Origin of the sequence: Ancylobacter oerskovii (genome assembly GCF_018390555.1) — a bacterium.
GTDB lineage: Bacteria > Pseudomonadota > Alphaproteobacteria > Rhizobiales > Xanthobacteraceae > Ancylobacter > Ancylobacter oerskovii.
This window is the reverse complement of the sequence record NZ_JAHBGB010000006.1, coordinates 231,496-247,431: the sequence shown is the minus strand read 5'-3', so window position 1 is coordinate 247,431 and position 15,936 is coordinate 231,496. Positions and strand designations below refer to the sequence as shown.

At 71.3% G+C, this 15,936-nt stretch carries 13 protein-coding genes; 5 read left to right on the top strand and 8 right to left on the bottom strand.

All coding sequences use genetic code 11. The features are described 5' to 3' along the window. The first annotated feature begins 13 nt into the window (after positions 1-13). On the top strand, positions 14-868 hold the full coding sequence (locus KHC19_RS06405) for an ABC transporter permease (RefSeq protein WP_213351751.1): 855 nt from the start codon (positions 14-16) through the stop codon (positions 866-868). Beyond that, positions 865-2,898, top strand: coding sequence for an ABC transporter ATP-binding protein (locus tag KHC19_RS06400; protein ID WP_213351520.1), 2,034 nt, complete (start codon positions 865-867; stop codon positions 2,896-2,898). The genes KHC19_RS06405 and KHC19_RS06400 overlap by 4 nt, the downstream gene beginning before the upstream one ends. 9 nt (positions 2,899-2,907) lie before the next feature. Here KHC19_RS06400 and KHC19_RS06395 read toward each other — a convergent pair whose 3' ends face one another. Then, positions 2,908-3,879: a DMT family transporter gene (locus KHC19_RS06395; RefSeq protein ID WP_213351519.1), complete on the bottom strand. Its 972-nt coding sequence runs from the start codon at positions 3,877-3,879 to the stop codon at positions 2,908-2,910. Further along, positions 3,876-4,823 (bottom strand): fatty acid desaturase, encoded by a 948-nt coding sequence (locus KHC19_RS06390; protein WP_213351518.1) that lies wholly within the window; start codon positions 4,821-4,823, stop codon positions 3,876-3,878. The genes KHC19_RS06395 and KHC19_RS06390 overlap by 4 nt, the downstream gene beginning before the upstream one ends. 178 nt (positions 4,824-5,001) lie before the next feature. Between KHC19_RS06390 and KHC19_RS06385 the strand changes: the two genes are divergently transcribed. Beyond that, complete coding sequence (locus tag KHC19_RS06385) at positions 5,002-5,802, top strand: helix-turn-helix domain-containing protein (protein ID WP_213351517.1); 801 nt, start codon at positions 5,002-5,004, stop codon at positions 5,800-5,802. 179 nt (positions 5,803-5,981) lie between these two features. Here the strand turns inward: KHC19_RS06385 and KHC19_RS06380 are convergent, their stop codons facing one another. Genes KHC19_RS06380 through KHC19_RS06360 form a run of 5 tightly spaced genes read right to left on the bottom strand, consistent with a single transcriptional unit; the run spans position 5,982 to position 12,511 of the window. Then, on the bottom strand, positions 5,982-7,133 hold the full coding sequence (locus KHC19_RS06380; RefSeq protein ID WP_213351516.1) for an NAD(P)/FAD-dependent oxidoreductase: 1,152 nt from the start codon (positions 7,131-7,133) through the stop codon (positions 5,982-5,984). Next, positions 7,133-8,299, bottom strand: a complete 1,167-nt coding sequence (locus tag KHC19_RS06375) for an NAD(P)/FAD-dependent oxidoreductase (protein WP_213351515.1) — start codon at positions 8,297-8,299, stop codon at positions 7,133-7,135. Before KHC19_RS06375 ends, KHC19_RS06380 begins: the two co-directional genes overlap by 1 nt. Positions 8,300-8,310: 11 nt before the next feature. Then, positions 8,311-9,897 carry an FAD-dependent oxidoreductase gene (locus KHC19_RS06370; RefSeq protein ID WP_213351514.1) on the bottom strand — a complete coding sequence of 529 codons (1,587 nt, stop codon included), beginning with the start codon at positions 9,895-9,897 and terminating at the stop codon, positions 8,311-8,313. Continuing rightward, positions 9,894-11,183, bottom strand: a complete 1,290-nt coding sequence (locus KHC19_RS06365) for a cystathionine gamma-synthase family protein (protein WP_213351513.1) — start codon at positions 11,181-11,183, stop codon at positions 9,894-9,896. The genes KHC19_RS06370 and KHC19_RS06365 overlap by 4 nt, the downstream gene beginning before the upstream one ends. Further along, positions 11,180-12,511, bottom strand: coding sequence for an aromatic ring-hydroxylating oxygenase subunit alpha (locus KHC19_RS06360; RefSeq protein WP_213351512.1), 1,332 nt, complete (start codon positions 12,509-12,511; stop codon positions 11,180-11,182). Before KHC19_RS06360 ends, KHC19_RS06365 begins: the two co-directional genes overlap by 4 nt. An 89-nt stretch (positions 12,512-12,600) precedes the next feature. On the opposite strand from KHC19_RS06360, the gene KHC19_RS06355 reads away from it, so the two are divergent. Continuing rightward, on the top strand, positions 12,601-13,587 hold the full coding sequence (locus KHC19_RS06355) for a LysR substrate-binding domain-containing protein (RefSeq protein ID WP_213351511.1): 987 nt from the start codon (positions 12,601-12,603) through the stop codon (positions 13,585-13,587). Positions 13,588-13,605: 18 nt separating this feature from the next. On the opposite strand, the gene KHC19_RS06350 is transcribed toward KHC19_RS06355, so the two are convergent. After that, positions 13,606-14,613 (bottom strand): AraC family transcriptional regulator, encoded by a 1,008-nt coding sequence (locus KHC19_RS06350; protein ID WP_213351750.1) that lies wholly within the window; start codon positions 14,611-14,613, stop codon positions 13,606-13,608. An 82-nt stretch (positions 14,614-14,695) separates the two neighbouring features. Here KHC19_RS06350 and KHC19_RS06345 point away from each other — a divergent pair, with 82 nt between their 5' ends. After that, positions 14,696-15,904 (top strand): MFS transporter, encoded by a 1,209-nt coding sequence (locus KHC19_RS06345; RefSeq protein WP_213351510.1) that lies wholly within the window; start codon positions 14,696-14,698, stop codon positions 15,902-15,904. Positions 15,905-15,936 lie beyond the last annotated feature (32 nt).

Genomic DNA, 15,936 nt, shown 5'->3' with positions numbered 1-15,936 from the left:
TCCGGCCGTTCCCATGGCCGCGGCACCCGCAGGCCGGGAGGAGAAGGGGCGCGGCGTCGCCGGCCTGCTGCTGCGCTCGCCGGCCTTTCTGCTCGGCGCGGCGATCCTGCTGTTCTGGACCGCCTGCGCGCTGTTCGCCCCGTCCTTCGTTCCCTATGACCCCTTCGCCGACGATCTCCTGAACACGCTCCAGCCGCCCTCCGCCGAGCACTGGTTCGGCACCGACCAGCTCGGGCGCGACGTGTTCTCCCGGGTGCTGGTGGGGGCGCGCGACATTCTCACCATCGCGCCCCTGGCCACCATCGTCGGCACTGTGGCCGGCACCGCCATCGGCCTGATCACCGGCTATTTCGGCGGCTGGGTGGATGCGGTCATCGGGCGGCTGCTCGAGGTCATGCTGTCGCTGCCGCTGATCATCGTGGCGCTGTTGGTGCTGGTGGCGCTCGGCCCTTCTACCCCCACCGTCGTGGTGGTGGTGGGCCTGGTCTTCGCGCCGCTGGTGGCCCGCACGGTGCGCGCCGCGGTGCTGACCGAGCGCCATCTCGACTATGTGGCGGCGGCGGCGGTGCGCGGCGAGGGCGCCCCCTACATCATGATCGCCGAGATCCTGCCGAACATCCTGCCGCCGATCATCGTCGAGGGCACGGTGCGGCTCGGCTACGCCATCTTCACCATCGCCTCGCTCAGCTTCCTCGGCTTCGGCGTGCAGCCGCCCTCGCCGGACTGGGGGCTCTCCATCGCCGAGAATTACGGTGTCCTTGTCGGCGGCTTCTGGTGGACCGTGGTGTTCGACACCGCCGCCACCGCCTCGCTCATCGTCGGGGTGAACCTCGTCGCCGAATCCCTGCAGAGGGCGCTCGCCGAATGAAACATGCCGAGATTGCGCCGCCGGTCCTCGAGCTCAGGGATGTGAGCGTCTCCTACCGGGTGCGCGGGCGCGCGGTGCCGGTGCTGAACGGTGTCAGCCTGTCGCTCGGCAAGGGCGAGGTCTACGGCCTCGTCGGCGAATCCGGCTCCGGCAAATCCACCGTGGCGCTGGCGGTGCAGCGTGTGCTACCGCCGAACGGCCATGTCTCCGGCGGGCAGGCGCTGGTCAACGGGCGCGACGTCGCCGCGCTGGACCGCGCCGCGCTGCGCCGGATGCGCGCCCGCGACGTCGCGATGGTGTTCCAGGATCCCGGCCGTGCGCTCAATCCCTCGCTGACCATCGGCCGCCAGGTGGCGGAAGTCTTCGAGATCCTGGGCTCGCCCCACGGCGAGGCACTGCGGCGGGCCGAGAGCATGCTGGAGCGCGTGCGCATCTCGGCGCCGGCGCGGGTCATGGAGCGCTATCCGCACCAGCTGTCCGGCGGCATGCAGCAGCGGGTGGTGATCGCCATGGCGCTCGCCAAGGATCCGTCGCTGCTGATCCTCGACGAGCCCACCACCGGCCTCGACGCCACCATCGAGGCGGAGATCCTCGATCTCGTCGATACGCTGCGCCGCGAATTCGGCGCCTCCATCCTGTTCATCAGCCACAATCTCGGCGCCATCGCCGGGCTGTGCGACCGGGTCGGCGTGCTCTATGCCGGGCGTCTGGTGGAGGAGGGGCCGGTACGGTCGCTGTTCCGCGCCCCGCGCCATCCCTATACGGCCGGCCTGCTGCGCTGCCTGCCGCGCCCCGGCCTGCGCAAGGACCTCAGCCCGCTCGACACCATTCCCGGCTTTCCGCCGGCGCCCGGCTCCATCGTCGCGGGCTGCGTGTTCGCGCCGCGCTGCGGGCTGGCGGACGATCTGTGCCGCAGGGTCGATCCGCCTCTGGTGCCGACCGGCGAGGGGCGCCTGAGCCGCTGCCATTACGCGGACCGGGTCGACCGGCTACCGCATGCCGGGGGGCGCCCCGCCGCCTTGCGCAACGCCTCCGGGGAGGTCGATGCGCCGCCGGTGCTCGAACTCGACGGCCTGTCCAAGACCTATGGCGTGGCGCCCTATGCCGTCCACGCGCTGCGCGACGTCTCGCTCCGGCTGATGCCGGGCGAGACGCTCGGCCTCGTCGGCGAATCCGGCAGCGGCAAGAGCACGCTCGCCCATGCGTTGCTCGGCCTTGTCGCGCCCGATGCCGGCAGCCGCATGGCGCTCGACGGCGCCGCGCTGGCCGCGGAGGTGCGCCGCCGCTCGCCGGAGCAGATCAAGACGCTGCAGATCGTGTTCCAGAACCCGGATTCGGCGCTCAACCGCTCGCACACGGTGCGCCGGCTCATCGGCCGGGCGGTGACGCGGCTCGGCGGGCTGGCGGGCGCCTTGCGCGAGGCGCAGGTGACGCGGCTGCTGGAGGCGGTGCGGCTCACCGCCCGGCAACTCGGCGCCCGCCCGCGCCAGCTCTCCGGCGGCATGAAGCAGCGCGTAGCGGTCGCCCGCGCCTTTGCCGGCAATCCTCGCCTCGTGGTCTGCGACGAGCCGACCTCGGCGCTCGACGTCTCCGTGCAGGCGGCGATCCTGAACCTGCTCGCCGACCTGCAGGCGGAGCGCCGCGTCGCCTATCTGCTGATCTCCCACGATCTCGGCGTCGTCCGCTACCTGTCGGACTGGATCGCGGTGCTCTATCTCGGCCGCCTGCTGGAAGTCGGGCCGGCGGCAAACGTGCTCGACGGCCCGCACCATCCCTATACCGAGGCGCTGCTGTCGGCCGCCCCCTCGGTCGCCGGCGAGCGCAGTGGGCGCATCCGCCTCACCGGCGCCATTCCGAGCGGCGTCAATCCGCCGGCCGGCTGCCTGTTCCACACACGCTGCCCGCGACGCATCGGCCCGATCTGCGACACCGAGGAGCCGCCGCTGGTCGCCGATGCGCAGGGGCATGCGATACGCTGCCATCTCCCGCGCGAGAAGCTCGGCCGGGCGCCCGCGCTCGCACCGGCCTGAGCGAGCGGGCTAGGCGCCGATACGCGGGCCGGGATCCGGCAGCCTCGCCCCTTCCTGCCGCGCCCCGAGCACGACCAGTATGGCGGAGCCGCCGATGAGCGTGGCGCCGAGAAGCGCGGGCGCCGCCGGCCATTCGGCATAGAAGACGGCGCCGAACACCAGCGCCCAGACCAGCCGCGACACGTCGAGCGGGATGACGACGGTGGCGCTCGCCCGGCGCATCGCCTCCAGAAAGAACACCTGGCCGAGCACGTTGCACAGGCCGAAGAAGCCGAGCCAGGCGAATTCCGTGGAGGTCGGCCATTGCCAGACCGGCACGGCCAGCACGCCGGCCAGCGTCCCCATGCCCAGCGCCAGAAGCAGCGCGCTCACCGCGCTGCCGTCGCCGCGCGTCTGCAGCTTCGCCACCAGCATGGAGGCGGCGAACAGGAGCGCCGAGCCGAGGGCGGCGGCGGCCCCGAAGCCGACGGCGCCTCTGATGCCGGTATCGAGGCCGAGGCCCGGCCCCACCACCAGCAGCGCCCCGGCAAGGCCGGCGGCGATGGCGACCCATTGCAGCGGGAAGACGCGTTCCCCGAGCACGGCGCGGCTGCCCATCGCCGCGAACAGGATGGCGGTGAAGCCGAGGGCGGTGGCCTCGGCGAGCGGCAGGCTGCGCAGGGCGAGATACCAGGCGAGGATGGCGCCGCCATTGAGCAGGGAGCGCAGCAGGTGCAGCGGCAGCCGCGCCCGGGCCACGCGCGGCCGGCCGGCGGCCATCCACAGCGGCAGCAGCAGGAGGACGCTGAAGACCTCGCGCCAGAACACCAGCACGAAAGGGTGCAGCGTCTGGCTCACGCCGCGTACCGCCGCCTCCATCAGGGCGACGACGGCGCCGGAAGCCAGCATGAAGCCGGCGCCGATGAGGGTGCCGCGCGCCGGCAGGCTCCGCGTCAGCCGGCCGGCCCCGAAATCGTCGCGCCGGGCGGCATCCGGCCTCATGGATCGTGCGGAGCGCGGCCGAGGGGATGTTCCGGCTGGTCGTGCGGGCGCAGGAGAAAGCGACGGAACACGTCGCCATAGCCCCGGTAGAGCAAGCCGCCATTGCCGTCCAGGAACATGTCGCGATGGGCGCGATAATGGTCCGGCAACCGGTACCAGGGCAGGGTCGGGTGCTTGTGATGCACGGCGTGCAGGTTGTTGTTGAGGAAGAGCAGGCCCAGCACCGGCGAATTCTCCACGATGGCGGAACGCCGCGACACCTCGCTCTCCGCCTTGTGTTCGGCGAAGGAGCGTATCATCGACAGCGCCGTGCCGGGATAGAGAAACAGCACGACATAGGCGAGCGGGTTGAAGTCGCAGACGAGGACGAGCCAGAGCAGGATGCCGGCGCAGCCGGCGAGGTGGTGCAGCCAGATGCGCAGCAGCAGCCGGTCGCCGGCCCGTATCGCCCGCGCCTCGGCGAACAGGAACCGTCCTACCGACCAGAAGGGCCCGATCAGCAGCCGTCCGACCAGCCGCGTCTGCGCCTTCACCATCCAGCGGCCGACCACCCCGAGCCGGGCCCAGTCCTCGTCGGTCCAGTAATAGGATTCCGGGTCGTCGAGGGGGTCGGTCAGCCGCTCGTCGCGGTGATGGCACAGATGCAGCATGCGGTAGCGCGGATAGGGCAGCCACAGTGACAGCGGGATCGAGCCCAGCAGCCGGTTCACCACCCGCCAGCGGGTCGGATGGCCGTGAATGATCTCGTGCTGCAGCGAGCTCTGCCAGGCGATGACCCAGGCGCCGCCCGGCACCAGCAGCCAGAGCGGCAGGCTGGCGTGGAAGAATGTCAACGCCGCCCACCCGCCATAGATCGTGACGGCCAGCAGGAGCGTCGGCCATTCGACGGCGGCGCGGCGGAGTGGAAGTGCGCGGACTCGCGGCAGGGATTCGCTGATCGACATAGGTAGGATCATCCGCACCGTCGCCGCCGCGCACAAGGCGGGATAACGAGAAGCGGCGAGGGAATTGTCGCGTAAAATGCCCGTATGTTGATAATGTGCAGCATATGGCGACGAAGGTGCGAGGCGCGCGGTGCGGCGGCAGGTTGTCCAGATTTTCCGGGAGCGTTTGGCGCTGGTGATGCAGCGTTCGCATCTGGCGCCGGCGGCGTTCGCCCGCTCGCTGGGCATCGATCGCTCGACCCTGTCGCAGGTGCTCTCCCCGAGCCATGACCGGCTGCTGCGTGCCGAGACGCTGGCAGTGCTGTCCACCCGCTACGGCGTTTCGGTCGATTGGCTGCTCGGCCTCACCAGCCAGGAGCGGTCGGGCGCCGATGTCGTCGAGCAGGTGCGGGTGGAAGGGCAGGCGGGCTCGCCGACCGACGACCGCTTCCTGCGCTGGTATGCCGAGGCGGAGAATGCCGGCTATCCCATCCGCACCGTGCCGCGCAGCTTCCCGGATTTCCTGAAGCTCGCCGACGTCATCGCCTATGAATATGCCGGCTGGCCGGAGATCGACACCGATGCCAGCGTGCGCTGGGCGCAGGAGCGGCTCGCCAGCATGCGCGCCTCCGACCTGTCGCAGGAGGCCTGCCTGCCGTTGCAGGGCCTGCAGGTCTTCGCGCGCGGCGAGGCGCAGTGGAGCGCGCTGCCGGCCGCGCTGCGCCGCGAGCAGTTGCGGGTGATGAGCGAGACCTGCCGCGCCCTCTATCCGGGCCTGCGGGTGCATCTCTACGATCTGCGGCACACCTATTCGGCGCCGTTCACCGTGTTCGGCCCGCAGCGGGCGATCCTCTATACCGGCGGGCTGTTCTTCGTCTTCACCGCCTCCAAGCATGTGCGGCTGCTCAACCAGCGCTTCGACGACCTCATCCGCGCCGCGGTGGTGCAGCCGGCCGACGTGCCGGACGTCCTCGCCGCTCTCGCGCGGGACGTGGGGTGAGGGGACTCCGATCTTCCTTCCCACATGATCGACCTCATCCCGAGGTGCCCGGCCAGCGGCCGGGCCTCGAAGGAGGCTCATCCGGGTGTATGAGACGAGGCTCCTTCGAGGCTCGCTGCGCTCGCCCCTCGGGATGAGGTGGTTCTCTTAGCCTCAGGTGGTTCTCTTGAGAACAGCGTTCAGGCGGCCGGCTCTGCTGCCCCAAGTTCCGCCAGGTCCAGCTGCCCGGCCGCCCAGCGGCTGGTCTCCTCCGCCGAGCGCTCGCCGGCGATGGCGGCGGCCACCCCGTCGCCGATCAGCGGGCCGAGCTTGAAACCGTGGCCGGAGCAGGCGCTCACCACCCAGGCCTTCGCCCCCCAAGGCCGCACCGCGAAGCGCTCGGAATCGTCGCGGGTGACGGTGTAGAAGCAGATCTTGCGCTCCAGCACCTGGTAGCGGTCGAAGTCGCGATAAGCGAGCCGTGCCGCGCTTTCCAGCCGCTCCACATCCGCCCCGGTGGCGAGGCGGTCGCCATCGGCGTCGCCGGAGCGAGTGAACACATGGTCACCGATCTTCAGCCGGGTGCCGCGGCGCGGCGGCAGCGTGTAGGTGCCGCTCCGAAGCCCCATGTCGATCAGCACCGGCACCTCGCTCCACAGCCGGGCGAGTTCCGGCGGCGGGGCCAGATACATCACCGCCTGCCGCGAGGGCACCACGACATCCGCCAGCAGCGGGGTCAGCTTGTTCACCCAGGCACCGGCGGCGATCACCACATGGTCGGCGCGATGTTCGCGGCCATTGGCCACCACCTTGCCGGCCTCGGGATCGACCTCGCTCACCCGGCTGTCGGCGAAGAACCGCACCCCGCGCGCGCCCAGCGTCACCGTGAGATCGGTGAGGATGCGGATCGGGAACAGCATGCCGCCATCGTCGGTCTCCACCGCGCGGGTCAGGCCGTCCGTCCGCACCATCGGGAAGCGCTGCGCCACCTCGGCGAGCGGGATGTCGCGGAAGCCGGCGCCGAGCCGTGTCAGCGCGCGTATCGTCGGCTCGTGCCAGCTGATCTCCTCGCGCAGGAAATACACCACCTTCGAGCGGGCGAAATGATCGGCGCCGATATCGGCGAACATCCGCTCATACATCGCGAAGGCCTGCGGCATCAGATAGGCGTAGCCCTCCAGCGCCCCATAGGCGTAGCGGGTGATGCGGTGCTCGTCATGCGAGGTCGCGCGCGGGTTCGGGATCGGCCCCTGCTCGAACACCGAAACGTCGAAGCCCCGCCGATTGAGCGCCCAGGCGGTGGAAAGCCCGGCAATGCCGGCGCCGACGACGATGACGGATCCTCGGGCCATTACTGCGCCGCTCCTTCCACGGCGGCTGCCGGCGGCAGCCAGTTGAGCTCGCGCCGCCAGTCCGGCGACAGGGTCGCGAAGCGGGCGAGCGACAATTTCGACAGGTCGCAGAACGAGCAGGCCCCGTCCATCACCAGGTCGCGTATGGCGTGGCCGCTGGCCGGCGACAGGCCGAAGCCGACGCTCGACATGGTGGCGAGGATCACGTTGTCCGGCGAGGTCAGGCGCTCGATCACCGGCCGTCCGTCCGGCGTGTTCTCGATCACCCCGGCCCAGGAGCGGATGACGCGGGCATGCGCCGCGCGAGGCAACAACTCGGCGACCCGCTTGGCGAGGCCGCGCAGCACGCTCCCCGAGGGGCGCGGCGGCGGGCCGTCCAGCGGCGTATCTTCGTACCATTCATGCGGACCGCCGCCATAGGCGAGGTTGCCGCGCAGCGTCTGGCGGCCGTAGAGCCCGTTGCCGTCCACCCCGCCCATCGGCATCAGCGGCAGCGGCTCGGTGACGATCATCTCCGCGCGCGCCGGCGCCATCGGCAGGTGATGGCCCAGCAGGGCGGCGAGCTTGCCGGTCTGCGGGCCGGCGGCGATCACCAGCGCGTCGCAGCCGAAGCGGCCCTGCGCGGTCTCCACCGCGACCACGCGCCCGCCGGCCGTCTCGAAGCCGGTGACAGCGACATGCTGGTGGATCCGGGCGCCATGGTCCTGCGCCGCCCAGGCATAGGCCTGCGAGGTGCGCTGCGGGTTGGCATGGCCGCCGAAGTGAAGATGCACGCCGCAGATCGCGTTGTCGCCGGCGAGCGGCACGCGCTCGCGCACCTGCTTGCCGTCGAGCGCCTCCCACGCGTAGCCGGCGGGAATCCGCATGGCGAGGCCATCGGCGAAATTGGCCTTGCGCTCGTCGACCTGGAACACGAGGCGCTCGCGGCGATATTCGGTGGGGTAGCCGAGCATCTCGTCCATCAGCGGCCACAGCCGCTGTTCCTCATGGAACAGCGGGCTCTGGTAGTGGGTGCAGCCGCCGCCGTTGCGACCGGAGGCCTCGAAGCCGACAATGCCCTTTTCCAGCACCGTCACCTCGACGCCGTCGCGCGCCAGCCACCAGGCGGTGGAGAGCCCGGTGACGCCGCCGCCGACGATCACCACGGAAGAACCCGTCTTCGCCATCTCCCGCCTCCTCAATAGGGCATGCCGGCGCGAAGCTGCTCGTCTTCGCGCTCGGTGCCGATGTCGTCATAGGAGATCCACTGGGTGACGATGCCGAACCAGACGTTCCAGTCCTGCGCCATCCCGGCGGTCTCGTTGCCGTCGGCGAGCACCGAGAGCGGCAGCGGCCGCACCGGCGCCCGGTAGCCGGCGAGGGGAATCGATTGCGCCGGCACCCCGGCGCCGAGCGCCATCATCAGCGCCACCTGCTCGCGGCAGCGCCGCGCCTGGCAGGCGCCCATGCAGGCGCGGGTGAGGCGCTTGATCTGGTCCTGGTCGAGCGGGCCGTCCTCGGCCAGCGTGCCGAGATTGCGCCGGGCGATGGCGTTGGAGCTCCAGCCGAGATAGCGCGGCGGCTGCACGGCGATGAGTTCGCCGCGCGTGACCTCCTCGCAGAGGCAGGCGAGCACGTCCGGCCCGCCGGTGGCGAGCAGCGCCCGCGCCCAGTCGAGCTGGTAGGCGAGGGCATCCGGCCCGGCAGCGGGCGAGACAGGTGCAGAGACCTCCACCGGCCGGCCGAGCGAGGCGAGGGCGCCGCGCGCGGCGACCCGGCCCATCTGCGCGGCATCGCCGCCGAGGCCGGTGCAGTCGCCGGCGGCGAACACCTCGGCGAGCGAGGTCGCCCCGTCCGCGCCGAGCACCGGCACATGCCCGCCGCGCTCCGGCGCCAGGGCGCGCTTGGCACCGAGCACGTCGAACAGTTCGATCACCGGTACAGCCCCGATCGCGAGGCAGACGGTGTCGCAGTCGAGGCTGCGATGGCGCTCCGGCGCCGCGACATTGGCGAGCAGCAGCCCGGTGACGCCGTCCGCCCCGCCTTCGGCGGCCAGCGGCACATGGCCGGTGATGATCTCCACGCCCTGCGCCGCCAGCGCGGCGATCCGGGCGGCCTCGCCGACCGGCTCCACGCGCGCCTCGACGAGCGCCTCCACGTCCAGCCCGCGCGCCAGCGCCAGCTCGGCGGCATCGAGGGCGAGCGCACCGGTGCCGAGTATCGCCAGCCGCCGCCCCGCGAAGGCATCGTAGCGGGTGAGCAGAGCGTGCAGCGCCTGCGCCCCCATCACGCCGGGCTGGTCGGAGCCGGCGAAGGAGAGGTTGAGGTCGCGCGCGCCGGTGGCGAGGATCAGCCGGTCGAAGCCGAGCGTCCAGCTGCGGGTCTCGTCGGCAAGGCCGAGGAGGCCGCAGGGCAGCCCGCGCAATCCCGGCCCGTTGACCCAGGCGCCCCAGGCGGAGGTCGACAGCCGGACGTCGACGCCGATCTCGAAGGCCTCGCCCAGCGCCGGATTGGCTTCCAGCACCTGCTCGACGAGCCGCTCCGGCGTCTGCACCGCCGGGGTGGCGCGGCCGCCGAACTGCAGCGGCACGTCCATGCCGATCAGGCCGGCGGAAACGGGGTTCTCGTCGATCAGCACCACCTGCGCGCCGACCCGGGCCGCCTCGATGGCCGCCGCGCAGCCGGCGGGGCCGGCACCGATCACCACGATCTCGGCGCGCTCGTCGGGCTCGGGTGTCTTGCCGGCGATGGAATGGCGGTCCGGGGCGGGCAGGGTCAGTTTCATGGAATGGCGTCCAGGGCTGAGGCGAGGTCGGCGACGAGATCGTCGGGATGCTCGATGCCGATGGAGATGCGCAGCGTCGAATCGTCCACGCCGACCTGCCGGCGAATCTCCGGCGGCACCGAATAATGGGTGGTGGACGCGGAATGGCAGATCAGGCTCTCGGTGCCGCCGAGGCTCACCGCCATGCGGAACACCTGCAGCCGGTCGAGCAAGGCGAAGGCCTCGCTTTCCCCGCCGCGGATGCGGAAGGAGAAGGTGGAGCCGGCGCCGGCGCATTGCCGGTCGAACACCGCCCGGGCCGGCGTGCCTGCCGCGAGGAAGCCGAGATAGCTCACGCCGGTCACCTTGGGATGATCGCGCAGGAAGGCCGCGACGATGGCGGCATTGGCATTGGCCCGGCGGTTGCGCAGCGGGAAGGTTTCCAGCGAGCGCAGGGCGAGCCAGGAGGTGAACGGGTCGAGATGGCTGCCGAGCAGGGTGCGCAGCCGCCGGAGCGGGCCGACCATCGCCTTGCTGCCGGACACCGCGCCGCCGATCAGGTCGCTGTGGCCGCCGGCATATTTGGTCAGCGAGGTCATGGCGAGATCGGCGCCATGGGTCAGCGGCGCCTGCAGCAGCGAGCCGAGGAAGGTGTTGTCGACCACCACCAGCGGCCGCCGCCCGCCTTGCCTTTCCGCCAGCGCATCGGCGGTGCGGGCGAGCAGGGCGATGTCGGCGAGGCCGTTGGTCGGGTTGGCGGGCGTTTCCGCGAAGATGAGGCCCACCGGGCCATGGCGCGCCGCCGTCTCGGCCGCCGCCGCCACGCTCGCCGGGTCGACGGCGTCGCCTATGGCGACCGGCGTCACGCCGATGCCGGCGATGGGACCGTGCAGCAGCCCATGCGTGCCGCCATAGAGCGGGCTGGTGTGCAGCGCGCTGTCGCCCGGCTTGAGAAAGGCGAGCAGGATGGCCGAGATCGCCGCCATGCCGGAGGCGAAGGCCGCCGCCTCCTCGGCACCTTCCAGCGCGGCGAAGCGCTTCTCCAGCACCGCGAGGTTGGGGTGGTCGAGCCGCGCATAGATGAAGGCGGCGTCGCGGCCCGGCGCGGCGCCGTCGAAATAGTCCCGATGCGCCTGCTTCGCCGCCGCCGCCGAGGGGTAGGCGAAGGTGGAGGTGAGCATCACCGGCGGCTTCACCGCCCCGAACGCCTGCTGCGGGTCGTGGCCGAAGCCGACGGCCAGCGTGTCGGGATGACGGGCGGCGGCCGGCGAGGCCGCGGCCTCGTCGTCGCGGGGCGCGCGGCTCACGCGTGTTCCGCCCGGCTCTCGCCCGCTTCCTTGCCCGCGCCCGCCACGAAGGCCGGGGCCTCGGCGCCGGCGCCGGCGAGCGCCTCGCGCAGCGCGATCGGCCGGCCGTCGACGCCGGTGCGGGCGGCGATGTGGTCGAGCGCCTTGTCGCAGTACCAGTCGATGAAGCGCAGCACGTAGGATTCGTCGCTTTCGCTATAGGGGCCGGGCAGATAGCCGACGGAGTTCACGCCGCGCTGGTTGTTCTCGACAAGGTCGCGGTCCTGGATGTTGGTGACGTTCCACAGCTGGGTCAGGTGCTCGATATCGTAGTCGACGCCCTCCACCGCATCCTGGTGCACCAGCCATTTGCAGGTGACCAGCGTCTCGTTGGTCGCGGTCGGCATGGCGCTGAAATAGACCGTGGTGTCGGCGGTCGAGTGGCAGAAGCTGTGCGGCTCGATCGCCCAGCGCAGCGAGCCGATGTCCGCCTCCTCGCCGGCCACCATCAGCTTCTTGCAGGCGAGGGCGCCGTCGATCGTGAGCGACAGCTGCCCCTCGTTGAGCGGGAAGCGCTCCACCTGCCACCACGGGCCGATGAACGGGCCGCGCGCCAGCCCGGCGGCGGCGATGCGGGCGGCGAAGGCGTCGTGGCGCGGATCGCCCTCGGCGGCGAAATGCCCGCCGGACGCGTCCTCGATGGGGAAGGTCAGGCACAGCTCGGGATGGCCGACGCCGCAGTGATAGCACTCGCGGGCATTCTCCATCACCAGCTTCCAGTTGCCCTTCTCGACCAGCGTGTTCTGGAAGGCCAGCTTGGCCTCTTCCAGCCGGTGCGGGGCGAGCAGCGGCTCCAGCTCCTCGCGGAAGCGGGCGAAGGAGGGCGGCGTCTGCGCGAGGCAGACGAACAGCGCCCCGGCGACGTTCTGCACATGCACCGGCCGCAGCCCGTGCTCGGCCGGATCGAAGCTTTCCGGCATGTGGCGGGCATGCACCAGCGTGCCGTCGAGGTCGTACACCCATTGGTGATAGGGGCAGGTGAGGCGCCCGCGCGCCCCGGCGCCGTCGGCGCAGACCTGCGCGCCGCGATGGCGGCAGGAATTGTGGAAGGCGCGATAGGTGCCGTCGCGGTCGCGCGTCACCACCACCGGCGACTGGCCGACCGTGGTGGCGAGGTAGCCGCGCGGGCGCGGAATCTCGCAGGTGAAGCCCACCAGGATCCAGGATTGGCCGAAGATCGCCTCGAGATCGAAGGCCAGCACGTCCGGGCTGTTGTAGAGCGCCTGCGGCAGCGAATATCCCGGCCGGCGTCCGGTCACGAGCGACCGGATTCTCTCAAGATCGAGCATGGCTGTTCCCCTTTTCCGCGATCTTGGCAGAGCGTCTGGAACCGTTCAAATTACGTTTTTAGATAGCCCTATCGCATGGAGGCAAAGGCGTGCCGCTTCCCCGCACCGACATCGCCGAAGCCCTGCGCTCCTCCGAAGCGGAGGCGCCGGATGGCGGGCGGGTATGGCTGCCGCTCAACGCGCTGCGCGCCTTCGAGGCGGTCGGCCAGCGCCTCAGCTTCACCGGCGCCGCCTCGGCGCTGCACATCTCGCAAAGCGCGCTCAGCCGCCATGTCGGGCGGCTGGAGGAATATCTCGGCTGCCGGCTTCTGGAGCGCCGCGCGCAGGGCATGTCGCTGACCGCCGCCGGTGCCGCGCTGCTGCCGGTGGTGGCCGATTCCTTCGATCGCATCGAGGAAACCCTGAAGTCCCTGCGGCGGGAGCCCGGCCATGGCGGGCGCGTGCTCAAGGTACACATGCCGCCGACCTTCCTGCACATTGCCGGCCTGTCCCTGCTGGCCGAGTTCCGCCGCGCCTTTCCCGGCGTGCCGATCGACGTGTCGAGCAGCAACGGCGTCGGCCTGCCGGCCGGGCGCGGCGTCGATCTAGCCGTGGTGTTCGACCGGCCGCATCTCGGCGACGCCATCCGCGACCCGCTGTGGATGGTCAGCCAGACCCCGGCCTGCTCGCCGGAACTGGCGGCCCGCGCCGAGGGGCTCGACCTCGTCGCCTTTCTGCGCGCCAACGAACTCCTGCATGTGAAGCTGGAGGGCGAGCCCTTCGGCACGCTGTGGGGTACCTATATGCGCCATCGCGGCCTCGACCTCGCGGTCTCGCGCGGCCTCGCCTTCGAGACCGAGGCGCTGGCGGTTCAGTGCGCGGTGGCCGGCGGCGGGGTGACGCTGGTGGATGTCGACATGTTCGCCGCCGAGCTCGCCGGCGGCCGGCTGGTGACGCCCTTCGCCGATGCGACCAGCCCGAGCGGCTTCGGCTATTACCTCGCCGTGCATCCCGACGACATGGCCGATCCCGCGGTCGCCCTCTTCCGCTCCTGGGTGATCCAGCGCTATGCGCAGGTGCCGTCGCCGGCGGCGTGACGCCGCATCCGTGCCCGGCTATTCGGCGGCGCGCGCCGTGGCGGGGGTGCTGGCGCGCATCGCGCCCGGCGCATGGCCGATCACCCGCTTGAACGCCCGGCTGAAGGCGGCCTGCGAGCCGTAGCCGAGCCGGTGCGCGGCATCCTCGATCGGCACCCGGTCGCGGGTGATCCACTGCGCCGCCAGCCGCATGCGCAATTCGGTGAGATAGCGCAGCGGCGTCATGCCGGTCACCGCGAGGAAGCGCTCGGCGAACACCGAGCGCGACGAACCCATTTCCGCGGCGAGGTCGGCGACCGTCCAGTCGCGGCCGGGATCGCGATGCACGGCGGCGATCACCCGGCCGAGGCGCGGGTCGCGCAACGCCGCCGGCCAGCCGGTCGCGGTGCCGCAGCCGCTCTCCACCCAGGCCCGCACGATGAAAGCCGACACCACCTCGGCGAGCCGCGCCAATATGCCGGCGAATCCCGCCCGCTCGCCGCGCGCCTCGCGTTCCATGGCTTCCAGCATGGGCAGCATTTCGGGGTAGCGGCAGAGCAGGGTGGCCACCGACATCACCGGCGGCATCACCGCCACCAGCGGCGTGAGACTGCCGAGCTCGAAGCCCATGCAGCCGCTGAACATCACCACGTCCTTGCTGCGGCAGACGCCGTCGGCGCATTCCCTGATATCGCCGACCGTCCGGCACAGCGGCGCGGCGCAGAAGGCGGCGATCTCCCGGCTCGGCACGTCCGGCTCGGAAACCAGGTCGTGCGCGCCGCCATGCGGCAGCAGCACGGCCGAGCCGGCTTCCAGCTTCAGGTCGGGCTCGCCCGGCCGGCGCAGATACACGGTTCCCTGCGCCACGAAATGAAACTGAGCCCGCTCCTCCGCGCGGCCGAAGCCGAGGCCGAAGGGCGGCGAGATCTGAATGCGCCGGTAGTTCAGCCCGACAAGGCGCATGCCGACCAGAAGTTCGCTCACCACGTCGGCGGGCGCGGGAGCGGGGGACGGCGTCGCAGCATTATCGGACGAACGATCAAGCATATCGGACACGCTGGCATATATCGTCCGGGAAATCCAGCCTAGCTTGCTGCCATGCAACATCACTCCCTTGAAAGGATTCAGGATGAGCGACTCGCTCACGCTTGAAGAAGCAGCCGGCTCGGTCCGTACCAGCGAGCGCCCGGCCTGGGCGGCGGTCGGCGCGATGACGCTCGGCGTGTTCGGGCTGGTGACGGCGGAATTCCTGCCGGCGAGCCTTCTGACGCCGATGGCGGCGGAACTCGGCATCACCGAGGGCGCCGCGGGCCAGGCCGTCACCGCCACCGCCCTGGTGGCGCTGGTGGCCAGCCTGTTCGTCGCCGCGCTCACCCAGCGCATCGACCGCCGGCACCTGCTGATCGGCTTTTCCGTTCTGCTGGTGATCTCCAATCTGTGCGTCGCCTTCGCGCCCAATCTGGCGCTGCTGCTGGCGGGCCGGGTGCTGCTCGGCATCGCCATCGGCGGCTTCTGGGCGATGTCGGCGGCGCTCGCCATGCGGCTGGTGCCGGAGGCGCTGGTGCCGCGGGCGCTGTCGATGATCTTTTCCGGTGTCTCGGCGGCCACCATCTTCGCCGCGCCGGTCGGCAGCTATCTCGGCCATCTCATCGGCTGGCGCGCGGTGTTCCTGCTGGTGGCGGGGCTCGGCGTGCTGACCATCGTCGCGCAGGTCGTCAGCCTGCCGCGCATGGCGCCCAGCGGGGCGGCGGGGCTGCGCACCCTCGGCGAGGTGCTGCGGCGTCCGGGCATCGCGCTCGGCATGCTGGCGGCGATGCTGGCCTTTGCCGGCCATTTCGCCGTCTTCACCTATATCCGCCCCTTCCTCGAAACCGTGACCGGCGTCGGCATCAGCGCGATGTCCGGCATCTTGCTCGGCTTCGGCCTCGCCAATTTCGTCGGCACGCTGCTCGCCGGGCCGCTCATCGAGCGCAGCCTGAAGGTCGCGCTGTTGTCGATGCCGCTGCTGATGGGAGCGCTGGGAATCGGCCTCGTCACCCTGCAGGGCAGCCCGATGGGGCACGCGGCGCTGATCGCGCTCTGGGGTCTGGCCTTCGGCGCGGTGCCGGTCGCCTGGTCCACCTGGCTCACCCGCACCGTGCCCGATCAGGCGGAGACCGCGGGCGGGCTGCTGGTTGCCGCCGTGCAGCTGGCGATCTCGGTGGGCGCCGCCGGCGGGGGCCTCGTCTTCGAAATGGACGGGGCGTCCGGCGTGTTCGCCGTCGCCAGCCTCGTCCTGCTCGTCGCCGCCCTCATCGTGCTGCTGGGGGTGCGCACCCGGCGGGCGCAGACGGCGTGACGCAGCCCGGCTGCCGCCTCTCGCAGGCGGCG

Excerpts from the sequence above, each read along its gene's own strand:
- KHC19_RS06405 (WP_213351751.1), top strand. The coding sequence starts at position 14 with ATGGCCGCGGCACCCGCAGGCCGGGAGGAGAAGGGGCGCGGCGTCGCC.
- KHC19_RS06400 (WP_213351520.1), top strand. The coding sequence starts at position 865 with ATGAAACATGCCGAGATTGCGCCGCCGGTCCTCGAGCTCAGGGATGTG.
- KHC19_RS06395 (WP_213351519.1), bottom strand. The coding sequence starts at position 3,879 with ATGAGGCCGGATGCCGCCCGGCGCGACGATTTCGGGGCCGGCCGGCTG.
- KHC19_RS06390 (WP_213351518.1), bottom strand. The coding sequence starts at position 4,823 with ATGTCGATCAGCGAATCCCTGCCGCGAGTCCGCGCACTTCCACTCCGC.
- KHC19_RS06385 (WP_213351517.1), top strand. The coding sequence starts at position 5,002 with ATGCAGCGTTCGCATCTGGCGCCGGCGGCGTTCGCCCGCTCGCTGGGC.
- KHC19_RS06380 (WP_213351516.1), bottom strand. The coding sequence starts at position 7,133 with ATGGCCCGAGGATCCGTCATCGTCGTCGGCGCCGGCATTGCCGGGCTT.
- KHC19_RS06375 (WP_213351515.1), bottom strand. The coding sequence starts at position 8,299 with ATGGCGAAGACGGGTTCTTCCGTGGTGATCGTCGGCGGCGGCGTCACC.
- KHC19_RS06370 (WP_213351514.1), bottom strand. The coding sequence starts at position 9,897 with ATGAAACTGACCCTGCCCGCCCCGGACCGCCATTCCATCGCCGGCAAG.
- KHC19_RS06360 (WP_213351512.1), bottom strand. The coding sequence starts at position 12,511 with ATGCTCGATCTTGAGAGAATCCGGTCGCTCGTGACCGGACGCCGGCCG.
- KHC19_RS06350 (WP_213351750.1), bottom strand. The coding sequence starts at position 14,613 with ATGCTTGATCGTTCGTCCGATAATGCTGCGACGCCGTCCCCCGCTCCC.
- KHC19_RS06345 (WP_213351510.1), top strand. The coding sequence starts at position 14,696 with ATGAGCGACTCGCTCACGCTTGAAGAAGCAGCCGGCTCGGTCCGTACC.